Raw genomic sequence first — 11,403 nt, 5'->3', positions numbered from 1 at the left:
GCCGCGGACCGGGCCTATACTGGCCCGGTCCGCAGGGTATCAGATCACCTGGAAATCGTAGTTGGTGAGGGCCAGGTTCGGGGCCAGCGTGGCGAAGTGGACACCGTAGTATTTGGATCCGCTGCCGTCGGCGTCGTAGAACAGCCTGCCGGTGTCGATGTCGTAGATGATGCGGTCGTCGGCGTCATGGGCGACGCCGGCCGTGCTCTTCCAGAACTTTGCCGCCGACAGTGTGCCTGTACCGCCGAGCGCCGCCATGACGGCATTGTCGAGCTGGATCGTGTCGGCCGCGACGTTGAAGTCGGTGATGCGGTCGACATTGCTCCAGGAACTGAGCGCGGTGTTGAATACGAAGTAGTCGCTACCCGCGCCGCCCGTCAGCCTGTCGTTTCCCACGCCGCCGAAAAGCACATCGTTGCCGCCATTGCCGTTCAGCGTATCGTTGCCGCCATTGCCGTAGAGCCGGTTGACACCATTGTTGCCGATGACCTGCTGGGCGAGCTCGTTGCCGGCGAGGTTGATGGTCCCGGTGCCGGCGACGGACGTCGTGGCGACGATCTCGACACTTTGCCCGGCAGCGAGCGTGTAGTGAACCGAGGCAAAGACGGAGTCAGTACCCTGACCATAGGTTTCGACTACTCTGTCGGCCGAGCTGTCGACATAGAGCCGGTCATTGCCATAGCCGCCCGCCAGCACGTCGATGCCGATGCCGCCGTTCAGCGTGTCGTTGCCATTGAAGCCGTAGAGTGTGTCGTTGCCACTGCCGCCGTTGAGAACATTGACGCCGTTGTTGCCGTTGATGCGTTGGGCTAGCTCGTTCCCGGTAAGGTTGATGGCCACCGTCCCGGCGATGGAGGTGGTGGCCAGGAGTTCGATGTGCCGCCCAGCGGCAAGCGTATAGCTGACGCTGGCGAGAGCGGTGTCGGTGCCGCCCCCGGCGACTTCGACGATAATGTCGCCGGCATTGTCGACATAGAGGGTGTCGTTGCCGGTGCCGCCGTTCAGTGTATCGATACCCGCACCGCCAATCAGCGTATCGTTCCCTCCGCCGCCATTCAGGTAGTTCCGGCCTGCATTACCCGAGATGCGTTGGGCGAATTCGTTCCCGCTCAGGTTGATCGCTGCTGCCCCGGCCATGGAAGTGGTAGCCAGGGTTTCGACGTGCTGGCCGGCAGCAAGCGCATAGCTGAGGGTGGCGAGGACGGTGTCAGTACCGCTTTCGGCTGCTTCGATGACCTGGTCTCCGACATTGTCGACGTAATAAATGTCGTTGCCCGTACCACCTTCCATGCGGTCTGCTCCGAAGCCCCCGATCAGCGTGTCGTTTCCGCTCAGACCGATGAGGCGGTCGTTGCCGTTGCCAGAGGCCAGCGTGTCGTCGCCGCTGTAGCCGGTCAGCGTATCGGTGCCGTTGCCGCCGAACAGCACGTCACGATAGCCGGTGCCTTCGACGGTGAGACCGGCGGAATTCGTGTTGAAAATGAAGCTGGCGGCGCTGAGCTGGGCCCTCGAGACTCCCTTCAGCGTTATGGATTCGGCGTTTCCGTAGAAGCCGAGCGTGATGACGGCATTGCCGGACGCGTCGTTGGCAATGAAACGGGAGAGCGTGGTGAAGTCGGCGACATTCAGGGCCCTGAGATCGATCTTGTCAGTGTTGGCTGCGACGCTGAACCCTTCGATCGTGTCGCGGTCGAAATCGCGCGCGGTATAGAGATAGACGTCATTGCCGGCGCCGCCGATCAACGTGTCGTCCCCCTCCATGCCGAGCAATCGGTCGTTGCCGCCGCCTGCGCTCATCGTGTCATTGCCGCTATAGCCGGTGAGGGCATCGTTGCCGTTGCCGCCGAACAGGACGTCGCGGTAACCCGTGCCTTCGACTGTGACCCCCGAGGGATTGGCATTGAAGATGAAGTTGGCGGCGCTGAGCTGGGCTTTCAAAACTCCCTTCAGCGTTATGGACTCGGTATTGCCGTAGAAGCCGAGTGTGATGACAGCGTTGCCAGACGCGTCGTTGGTGATGAAACGGGAGAGCGTGGTGAAGTCGGCGACCCACAAGGCCGACAGGTCGATCTTGTCACTCGCCGTGCTGAACCCTTCGATCGTGTCACGGTCGAAATCGCGGGCGGTGTAGAGATAGACGTCATTGCCGGCGCCACCGATCAATGTGTCGTCCCCGTCCATGCCGAGCAATTGGTCGTTGCCGCCGCCGCCGCTGAGAACGTCATTGCCGCTATAGCCGGTTAGCGCGTCGTTGCCGTTACCGCCGAACAGGACGTCGCGGTAGGAGGTGCCTTCGACGCTAAGGGCGGTCGAGCTGCTGTTGAAGATGAAATTGGCAGCGCTGAGCTGCGACGCGGCTACACCTTTGAGCGTAATAGACTCGGCGTTGCCGTAGAAGCCGAGCGAAATGACCGCGTTACCGAGCGAATCGGAGCTGATGAAACGCTTCAGCGTCGTAAAGTCGGCGACGTTCAGTGCCGTGAGGTCTATTTTGTCGGTATTGGCGGTGAGGCTGAAGCCTTCGATCGTATCCCGGTCGAAATCGCGTGCGGCATAGAGATAGACGTCATTGCCTGCGCCGCCGATCAACGTGTCGTCGCCTTCTTGACCGTGGAGCTGGTCATTGCCTGCGCCACCGCTCAGCGTGTCGTTGCCGCTGTAACCATTGAGCGTATCGTTGCCGTTGCCCCCGAACAGCACGTCCCGATAGTTGGTACCCTCGACCGTGCGTGCGGCCGTACTGCTATTGAAGATGAAGTTGCCGCCTGTCAGCCATGCCTGGTTGATCCCGCGAAGCGTGATGGATTCGGTGCTACCGTAGAAAGCAAAGGTAATGACCGCATTGCCGAGCGAATCGGAGCTGATGAAGCGCTTCAGCGTCTCGAAATCGGCAATGTTCAGGGCCGAAAGATCGATTCTATCGACGCCCCGCTGGAAGTCGGTGATCGTGTCATTATCGAATTCACGCGTCGTGTAGGCGAAGATATCGCTGCCGTCGCCGCCGATCAGCGTGTCGTTGCCGCCGAAGCCGTTGATAATGTCGTTGCCGGCCTTTCCGTCGATCGTGTCGCCAGAATTGGTTCCATTGAGAGGATTGTTTCCACTATCACCGTCGATTATCGCCATGTCTTGATCTCGCAGAAGTTGAACAGCCCGCAAGCCGCGAGACGTCGACGACGTCATGCAGGTGCGCCTGAGATTTTCTCGGGATGAGTTATGCTGGTTTTACGGGTCGCCTGCGCAAACGCTCAATGCGTTCGGGCTTGCCGAATTCCCGGCAGCGGGAGATCGCAGTTGCTCCGCTGCGGAACTTGCCGGGAATGCTCTCCTTTCGCCTTGCCAAGCAGATTGGTCTTTGACCCGCGAGCACGAGTCGTCTGATGGGGGCAACGAACCTATCGCATAGGTCGTATCGCATGGCAATCACACGCAGTTCGATCTTGCGAAGATTCCTCTGCAGTGACCGCTGCGTGGCGGATGACGCAGCGGCAACCAATCGCGGCGCCGCGGTCGTCATCAATCTGCCGAAGCGATTTGGCATATGGACGGGAATGCTGCACAATGCGACGGCCGAGGCTGGGATTATCTCGACCAGGGCACGGGCATCCGGACCGCTTCCGGTTGGAGTAAGCGTATTTGAACCTGTCGAGTCCACGCAAGCCGACCGGCGCGCCGCGCCTGATGGGCCCTTCGGCGCCGCCTCGGGCGGCGGTGCTGCCGCCTTTGTCGGCGGCACGATGGCTGCTGCTGCTGATCATCGCCGCGGGCATCTATTTCTTCCACGGTTTCCTGGTTCCGGTGCTTGCGGCCCTGGTGATCACCTTCGCGAGTTGGCCGCTCTATCGCCGGCTGCTTGATAGCGTACACGGCAACCGCACCCTCGCGGCGGCCATCGCCATCATGCTGATCGTCAGTTTCCTCGTCGTGCCGATCGTCGTCGCCGGCAGCTACGCCGTGACGGAAGTTCGTGAATGGGTAAGTTGGGCCGTCGAAGCCAACAAGATCGGCGCCGCCACGCCGCACTGGATCACGGTGCTGCCCATCGTCGGCGATTGGCTCGACGAACAATGGACGCGCCATATCGGCCACCCCGGCGCGATCGGCCAACTGATCCAGCTCGTCAGCGGCGACAACATAGGCAGCATATACCGCGCCGTGGTGGCGGCCGGAGGTGGCGCCTTCAACCTGCTGCTGACGCTGCTCTTCATGCTGATCGCGCTCTTCTTCACCTATCGTGACGGCGAGGCCTTTTCGGCCAAGGTCGACCGGCTAGGCGAGCGCATCCTCCCGATGCGCTGGGAGCGGATCTCGCGGGTGGTGCCGGCGACGATCAGCTCGACGGTGACCGGCCAGACGCTGATTGCCATCGGCGAGGGCATCGTGCTCGGCGTCGCCTACTGGATCGCCGGCGTGCCGTCGCCGGTGACGCTTGGCGTGCTCACGGGCCTCATGGCCCTGATCCCGGGCGGCGCGCCGCTGTCCATGTCGCTGGTCTCGATCTATCTCGTCGCCAGCGGATCTTGGATCGCCGGCCTGGCGCTGTTTGCCTGGGGGTCGCTCGAACTCTTCATCGTCGACAAGACGATCCGGCCGAGGCTGGTCGGAGGACCGATCAAACTTCCCTTCCTGCCGACTTTCTTCGGGCTGATCGGCGGCGTGAAGACGATGGGCTTCCTTGGCCTTTTCATCGGGCCGGTGCTCATGGCGCTTCTCGTCGCGATCTGGCGCGAATGGCTTCACGAGGTCGAGATGACCGAGGCCGCGGCGCAAGCCTTGCCGCCGACCGATCCCGCGGCCGCCGTGGTGGTCGAGCCTGGCGGAGACGCCTCCCAGTTGAAGAAGGTCCAGGCCGGCTGATCGCTTATATCCCGCTTGCCTGACAACGGCATGACGACTGGTTGTTCGTTGCGCGAACGGCTGGTGGAAACCGTCCCTGCGTCATGCCACAAAGGGCAAGGTCCATTCTTTGACGGGGTCGTGTCATGGAAAAGACGGTTCTGATATCGGGCGCGACGGGTAATCTCGGTAGGGCTGTGGCGCGACTGTTCGAAGCCGGCGGGGCGCGGCTTGTACTGGTCGGATCGCGGAACGAAACGCTCGACGCCGCCTATCCCGGGCTGCCGTCGCGTCACCTGAAGCTGGCCGCGGACCTGACGGACAGGGAGGCCGCATCGCGCATGGTCGCCGAGGCGGAGCGGAGATGTGGACGCATCGACGCGATCTGCGCCATCGCGGGGGGATTCCATGCAGGCGAGGCGGTGCACGAGACGGCGCCGGCCGACTGGGAGATCATGATGAAGCTCAACGTGTCGACCATGGTGAACACGGTGAGCCCCGCCATTCCCGGCATGATCGCGCGGCGGGCCGGCAAGATCGTCACCATAGGCGCGAACGGCGCGACCAGGGGCGGTGCGAATATGGGCGCCTATGCCGCTTCGAAGAGCGCGGTGATGCGGCTGACGGAATCGATGTCGAGCGAGCTGCGCGGCCGCGGCATCAATGTCAATTGCGTGCTGCCGAGTATTATCGACACGCCCGAGAACCGCAGCGCCATGCCCAACGCCGACCCGGCGCGGTGGGTCAAGCCCGAGCAACTCGCCGCCGTCATCGCTTTCCTCTGCTCCGACGGTGCTTCCGCAATTCACGGCGCGCTCGTACCGGTCGTGGGCCTGTCCTGACGGCAGGAGCCGTCGGCACGGGATCCGGCGCTTCAGGCCGCATGGCGCGCCGCGAATGTGGCCCTGCGCCGGCGGCCCTGCGCCACTTGCCACAGCGAATGGCACACGAGAGCGGTGATGAGGATCGTCCCGCCGATCAGGCTGTTGCGCGACGGGGTCTCGGCGAAGATCATCCACACCCACACCGGCGCCAGCACCGTTTCCAGCAGGTAGAACATCGACACCTCCGGCCCCGAGAGATATTTCGGCCCATTGGCGAGGCAGAAGAAGGAGATCGGCATCACCACGGCCCCGTTGAAGATGATCCACCAGGGAGCGTCGATGCGGTATCCCGTCCTGGCGACGAAGAAGAGGGCGACCAGAAGAGGTAGCAGAACGCCGACCAGCGCGGTGAAGCCCATGTCCTTGCCGCTCGCGCGGCTGGTCGTGATCGCGGCGGCGAGCAGCAGCGACGAGAGGAGCGCCACGAGGTCGCCGAAGAGATTCCCGCTGCCGATCGAATCGCTCACGATGACGAGGACCCCGACGATCATCGCCGCCATGGCGATCAGGGTCGCCGGGCGTGGCCGTTCCTTAAGGAAGATCCAGGACAACAACGCCGAGAATATGGTGTTGAAGACCAGCATGAACACCAGGTTGGCGGTCGAGGTGTTATAGACGGCGGTGATGAATGTGATCGAGGCAAGGCCGTAGAGCACCGCCACCGCAAGCCCCGTCCGGCCTGGAATGAGCTGCGGGGCCTTCGGCGTGATCGACCGCCACACTGCCCAGATGACGAGCGCCGCGACGAAGGTAGTGCCCGCGCGCAGCATCAGGATCGACCACGCCTCGCCATGCGACAGCCGGATCAGCGGGATGTCGATCGTCAGCACCAGACCGCCGATGGCGGTGAGCAGCAGGCCCTTGGAGTGGTCGGATCGGCTGGACAAGGAAGGCTCCCGTCAGGAGGGCGACGGCAGCGTTGGACGGGCCGGCGTGTGAGACGTCAGGGTTGCCCGGCATACCTGTCCCAGCCCTTGGGGCCGAGATGTTCCTGCGGCTGGAACCGGACCTTATAGCTCATCTTGCGCGAGCCGTTGACCCAGTAGCCGAGATAGACATGGGGCAGCCCTGCCGCCTTTGCGCGGGCGATGTGGTCGAGGATCATGAAGGTGCCGAGAGACCGCTCCTCCATGTCTGGGTTGTAGTAGGAATAGACCATCGACAGCCCGTCGGCCATCCTGTCGGTCAGCGCCACGGCGATCAGTTCGCCCTCGCCCTTGCCGGTAATGAAGCTGTCCGGTCCGCGACGGCGATATTCGATCACCTTGGTGTCGACATGGGTATCCTCGACCATCATCGCATAGTCGAGCACGGTCATGTCGGACATGCCGCCCCGGCGGTGGCGGGCGTCCAGATAGGAGCGGAAGAGGGAGTACTGCTCGGTGGAGGGTTCCGCGTCGTGCATGGCGCCGACGAGATCCGCATTGCGGTGCAGCACGCGTTTCATGTTCTTCGTCGGCCGGAACTCGCCGGCGAGGATGCGCACCGAGATGCAGGCCCGGCAGGCTTCGCAGGCGGGGCGGTAGGCGATGTTCTGAGACCGCCGGAAGCCGCCCTGGGTAAGCAGATCGTTCATCTCGGGAGCCTTGTCGCCGACCAGATGCGTGAACACCTTTCGCTCGAACTGGCCCTCGATATAGGGGCACGGGGAGGGCGCGGTCAGGAAGAACTGCGGCGACTGGGTCGGGTGCTGCGTCATCGGCTTCGGCGTGGATCCCACGAATCATTCTACCTTGGCCGCGCCTGCGAAAATTTCAACAGGAGAATGAAGCCGCCGGGATCTACCACACCTTCACAATCGCGGGGGCCGCCTTCTCAACGGTCGTCGCGGGTGACCACGGTACCGAGAAGGAGGTCGTGCAGCGTGCGCTTTCGGTCGGCAAAAAGCGAGACCAGAAGGACGAGCGGGGTAAGCACCACATTGCCCGCCCAGAAGAGCACGGTATGGACGACCGCCAGCAGGCCGTCGACGGGTCGGCCATCGAGCCTGTCGAGCCGGATCCTCATGATCCGCATCCCGGTCGTCGCCTGATTGCGGCCTCCGAGCGTGCACCATACGTAAAGCAGCGCCACGGCCGGCGCGAGAACGCCGAACAGCGACCAGCCAAGACCGAAGGTCAAAAGGCCGAGCAGGAAAACCAATACGCCGAAGGGGATCAGCAGCAGGCCGATGATCAGATAGTCGATGAGGAAGGCCATGATGCGCCTGGTGCGCACGCCGTCATAGGCGCGCGCATCGTCGAGCCTTGTGGAGATGATTTCGCCGTCGAGAACCCGGGTATTCATAACTTTCCTCATGGAGCGCCACGCAACCGTCGACGCCCATCAGGAGATGGGAATTTGGCGAAGAAATTCAAGATTTGCGCCTCGGGCGATATCCGGCGGGTCAGCCGTCCACGTCGGCTTGAGGCCGGTCGTCGCCGCGCGATACTTCTTCATGCCATTCGCCGTTGCCGTCCTGATAGACGATGCCCGTCGTCTTGCCGGACACGTGTTGCTCGCCGGCGGCGCGCTGCGCTGCCTTCAGTGCTTCTTCATGGGTCCGGAACGTCTCGGAAAACGCGCCGTCCAGCTTGTAGGCCCAGCCTCCGTCATGCTCGACGATATGATAGGTAACATGAACCACCGGCTCCTCCTTGAATGCAGCCCCTGAATGGCAAGCTAAGAAGAGGAACCGTTCCTTCAAGGGGGCGCGGGCAAGGGGAGCGGGCGAGGTCAGTCTCCGGTGCGGCGTGCCGCGAGAGCGGAGGCCGCGACCGCCAGCCAGCCGAAGATCATCAGCACGCCGCCGGCCGGTGCCGCCATGGGGAAGAGCCGGGCGCCGGCATAGTCGCGCATCAGAAGGTCGCCGCAGAAGGTCAGGACGCCCAGCAGCAGCGCCAGTCCGGCCAGGCGCAGTGCCTGGCCGCGCGCGGCAAGCCCAAGGGCGAGGAATGCCGGCGCATGCATGAGCAGGAAAGACGCCGCAGTGCCGACATTTGCGCCGCCCGCATGCGTTGCAACGGCCGAAAGCGCCACGCCGGTCGCGCCGCAGAGGCCCCCGAAGACGACAAGGACACGGTCGGCCATGATGGCTCTCCCGGCCATGACGTCGCTATGGCTTCAGCATCCGGGCCACCTCGGGAGCGAAATAGGTAAGGATGCCGTCGCAGCCCGCCCGCTTGAACGCAAGCAACGATTCAAGCATCGCCTTCTCGCCATCGATCCAGCCATTCGCCGCCGCGGCCTTGATCATCGCGTATTCGCCGGACACCTGGTAGGCGAAGGTCGGCATCTGGAATTCGTCCTTCAGGCGGCGGATGATGTCGAGATAGGGCAGGCCGGGCTTGACCATCAGCATGTCGGCGCCCTCGGCGAGATCCTGCTCCGCTTCGCGCACGGCCTCGTCGGAATTGGCGTGATCGATGTAGTAGGTCTTCTTGTCGCCCTTGAGCAGCCCGGCAGTGCCGATCGCGTCGCGATAGGGTCCGTAGAAGGCAGACGCAAACTTCGTGGCGTAGGACATGATCGCGACGTCCTGGAAGCCGTTGGCGTCGAGCGCGTCGCGGATCGCGCCGATCCGGCCGTCCATCATGTCCGAAGGCGCGATGATGTCGGCGCCGGCGGCTGCCTGCAGCACGGCAGCCGCGGCGACCTGCTCGACCGTCTCGTCATTGACGATGATGCCGTCGCGCAGGATGCCGTCATGCCCGTGGCTGGTGAAGGGGTCGAGGGCCGCATCGGTGATGACGCCGATCTCGGGCACTGCTTCCTTGATCGCCCGCGTGGCCCGGTTGATGATGTTGTCGGGGTCGAGGATATGCGAGCCGGTCTCGTCGCGCAGGGAAAGCTCGACATTGGGGAAGGTCGCGATCGCCGGAATGCCGAGCTTCGCCGCCTGTTCGGCCTCCTTCACGGCCTGGTCGAGGCTCATCCGGAACACACCGGGCATGGCCGCCACGGGTTCGCGGCGGTCCCTTCCGTCGACCACGAAGATCGGCCAGATCAGGTCGTCCACCGTCAGGCGATTCTCCTGGACGAGGCGCCGCGACCAGTCCGCCTTGCGCATGCGGCGCAGACGACGGCTCCCGGTGATATCGTCGACACTGCGATTTCCTGCGGCCTTTGCGGGAGTGAGCTTGTTCATCGGGCAGTCTCCAGAATGGGTGATTTCTAGCATGGCGCTCGGACATGACCAATGCGCCCGCCTGTGTCAGATCGCCCTGCCCGGGGCGGACACCAAATGCCTTGCGGGCTCGCTGCTCGATGGCGTCTCTTGCCGGGGATGCTTGAAGCAAGGACGAACCGGAACGTGAGCGTATCTGCGGCACGACAGAGATGGACCTACTGGCTGGACGACGAGGGTCGTGCGCTGCCTGGCATAGCGGCGCGACGCCGCTGCTCAAGCCCCACTTTTATGTCGAGGACCAGCTGACGCTTACAGCGGAGGGGTGTGCATTTTCAGGCAGGCCGGTTTGGCAGGGCCGGGAAGGGACGCGATCACCTGCGGCATTGACGATGCCGGGCGGCGCGCTTAGCACTTCTGGCCTGTTCAACTGTCTGGATTCTTGCGCATGGATTTTGGTGGCGGCGACGACATCCGTTTCGAACGGATCGGCAAGGCAGGAGTCGTGACCCTCACCCGCCCGAAGGCGCTGAATGCGCTCAACCATCGAATGGTGCTGGCGCTGGCGAAGGCGCTGGATGCCTGGGAGGTCGATCCTGCGGTCGCCCTGGTCGTCCTCAAGGGCGAGGGCAGGGCCTTCTGCGCGGGCGGCGACCTGCTCGACGTCTACGAATCGGGCCGGGCGGGAAAGCCGCAGGTGGGCTTCTTCGCGGACGAGTACCGGCTCAATGCCCGCATCCGCGGCTTCGGCAAGCCCTATATCGCGCTGATCGACGGCATTGTCATGGGCGGCGGCGTCGGCATATCCTTCCATGGCTCGCATCGGGTGCTGACGGAGAACGCCCTGTTCGCCATGCCCGAGGTCGGTATAGGCTTCTTCCCCGACGTTGGCGGCAGCTACCTGCTGCCGCGGCTGAAGGACAGTTTCGGCATGTACCTGGCGCTTACCGGCAACCGCATCCGCCATGGCGACGCGCTGGGTTGCGGGCTCGCCACCCACGCCGTGCCGGGTGCTGCGCTGCCCGCACTTGTCGACGCGCTGTGCACGGAAGGCGTTGCCGCATTGGGGGCCTGTAGTGAAGCGCCAGTCGGCGAGACCGACGAAGCGACGCTTCACGCCATCAGCCGACATTTCATGCAAGGCGATCTCGCCGGTCTGATCGCCAGCCTTGAGCAGGCCGGGCCGACGGATACGTTCGCCGCCAAGACGCTCGACACACTGTTGAAGCGGTCCCCAACCAGCCTGAACGTTGCTTTCCTGCAGATCAAGGCCGGTGCCATGCTCGACATGGAGGAGTGCATGCGCATGGAGTTCCGCATCCTCAACCGTATGCTTGCCGGGCACGACTTCTACGAGGGCATTCGCGCCGTGATCGTCGACAAGGACGGGGCGCCGGTGTGGCGGCCCGCGACGCTCGAAGCGGTCGACAGGGCTGAGATCGACGCTTATTTCGCACCGTTGCCGGACGGGGAACTCGATCTGTGAGCAACTCGCTCTTCCGTCGCCCCGCGGACGGCGTACTCGCCGAGATGGCCTACAGCCGGGCGTCCAGTGACAAGCGGGGCGGGGTCTGTCGA

At 63.6% G+C, this 11,403-nt stretch carries 10 protein-coding genes; 3 read left to right on the top strand and 7 right to left on the bottom strand.

The genetic code is table 11. The features are described 5' to 3' along the window. Positions 1-39: 39 nt before the first annotated feature. On the bottom strand, positions 40-3,126 hold the full coding sequence (locus JN302_RS39270; RefSeq protein ID WP_274609230.1) for a calcium-binding protein: 3,087 nt from the start codon (positions 3,124-3,126) through the stop codon (positions 40-42). Between the two features lie 555 nt (positions 3,127-3,681). On the opposite strand from JN302_RS39270, the gene JN302_RS27290 reads away from it, so the two are divergent. Together JN302_RS27290 and JN302_RS27285 are read left to right on the top strand one after the other, a co-directional pair. After that, complete coding sequence (locus JN302_RS27290) at positions 3,682-4,857, top strand: AI-2E family transporter (protein ID WP_202315081.1); 1,176 nt, start codon at positions 3,682-3,684, stop codon at positions 4,855-4,857. A gap of 125 nt (positions 4,858-4,982) precedes the next feature. After that, positions 4,983-5,678 (top strand): SDR family NAD(P)-dependent oxidoreductase, encoded by a 696-nt coding sequence (locus tag JN302_RS27285; protein ID WP_202307232.1) that lies wholly within the window; start codon positions 4,983-4,985, stop codon positions 5,676-5,678. A 32-nt stretch (positions 5,679-5,710) separates the two neighbouring features. Here JN302_RS27285 and JN302_RS27280 read toward each other — a convergent pair whose 3' ends face one another. The 6 genes from JN302_RS27280 to hemB form a co-directional block, all read right to left on the bottom strand. After that, positions 5,711-6,607: a DMT family transporter gene (locus JN302_RS27280; protein ID WP_202307231.1), complete on the bottom strand. Its 897-nt coding sequence runs from the start codon at positions 6,605-6,607 to the stop codon at positions 5,711-5,713. 56 nt (positions 6,608-6,663) lie between these two features. Continuing rightward, positions 6,664-7,419 carry an arginyltransferase gene (locus JN302_RS27275; protein ID WP_202307230.1) on the bottom strand — a complete coding sequence of 252 codons (756 nt, stop codon included), beginning with the start codon at positions 7,417-7,419 and terminating at the stop codon, positions 6,664-6,666. A gap of 116 nt (positions 7,420-7,535) precedes the next feature. After that, the gene (locus JN302_RS27270; protein WP_202307229.1) at positions 7,536-8,006 is read right to left on the bottom strand and encodes an RDD family protein; all 471 of its coding nucleotides are present in this window, start codon (positions 8,004-8,006) and stop codon (positions 7,536-7,538) included. 100 nt (positions 8,007-8,106) lie between these two features. Next, entirely contained in the window at positions 8,107-8,346 is a 240-nt protein-coding gene (locus JN302_RS27265) for a DUF2188 domain-containing protein (RefSeq protein ID WP_202307228.1), read from the bottom strand. Positions 8,347-8,435: 89 nt separating this feature from the next. Then, positions 8,436-8,789 carry a DUF423 domain-containing protein gene (locus JN302_RS27260; RefSeq protein ID WP_244742181.1) on the bottom strand — a complete coding sequence of 118 codons (354 nt, stop codon included), beginning with the start codon at positions 8,787-8,789 and terminating at the stop codon, positions 8,436-8,438. Positions 8,790-8,814: 25 nt separating this feature from the next. Further along, positions 8,815-9,846 (bottom strand): porphobilinogen synthase, encoded by a 1,032-nt coding sequence (gene hemB, locus JN302_RS27255; RefSeq protein ID WP_202307225.1) that lies wholly within the window; start codon positions 9,844-9,846, stop codon positions 8,815-8,817. A gap of 427 nt (positions 9,847-10,273) precedes the next feature. Here hemB and JN302_RS27250 point away from each other — a divergent pair, with 427 nt between their 5' ends. After that, positions 10,274-11,311, top strand: a complete 1,038-nt coding sequence (locus tag JN302_RS27250) for an enoyl-CoA hydratase/isomerase family protein (RefSeq protein ID WP_202307223.1) — start codon at positions 10,274-10,276, stop codon at positions 11,309-11,311. Positions 11,312-11,403: the final 92 nt, after the last annotated feature.

Source organism: Mesorhizobium sp. L-8-3, assembly GCF_016756615.1.
Taxonomy (GTDB): domain Bacteria; phylum Pseudomonadota; class Alphaproteobacteria; order Rhizobiales; family Rhizobiaceae.
The sequence above is the reverse complement of the archived record's forward strand: the minus strand, read 5'-3'. Positions and strand labels throughout refer to the sequence as shown.

What these genes read in the sequence shown, in the direction of transcription:
- JN302_RS27275 (WP_202307230.1), bottom strand. Translation starts at nt 7,419, where the DNA reads ATGACGCAGCACCCGACCCAGTCGCCGCAGTTCTTCCTGACCGCGCCC.
- JN302_RS27270 (WP_202307229.1), bottom strand. Translation starts at nt 8,006, where the DNA reads ATGAATACCCGGGTTCTCGACGGCGAAATCATCTCCACAAGGCTCGAC.
- JN302_RS39270 (WP_274609230.1), bottom strand. Translation starts at nt 3,126, where the DNA reads ATGGCGATAATCGACGGTGATAGTGGAAACAATCCTCTCAATGGAACC.
- JN302_RS27285 (WP_202307232.1), top strand. Translation starts at nt 4,983, where the DNA reads ATGGAAAAGACGGTTCTGATATCGGGCGCGACGGGTAATCTCGGTAGG.
- hemB (WP_202307225.1), bottom strand. Translation starts at nt 9,846, where the DNA reads ATGAACAAGCTCACTCCCGCAAAGGCCGCAGGAAATCGCAGTGTCGAC.
- JN302_RS27250 (WP_202307223.1), top strand. Translation starts at nt 10,274, where the DNA reads ATGGATTTTGGTGGCGGCGACGACATCCGTTTCGAACGGATCGGCAAG.
- JN302_RS27290 (WP_202315081.1), top strand. Translation starts at nt 3,682, where the DNA reads ATGGGCCCTTCGGCGCCGCCTCGGGCGGCGGTGCTGCCGCCTTTGTCG.
- JN302_RS27260 (WP_244742181.1), bottom strand. Translation starts at nt 8,789, where the DNA reads ATGGCCGACCGTGTCCTTGTCGTCTTCGGGGGCCTCTGCGGCGCGACC.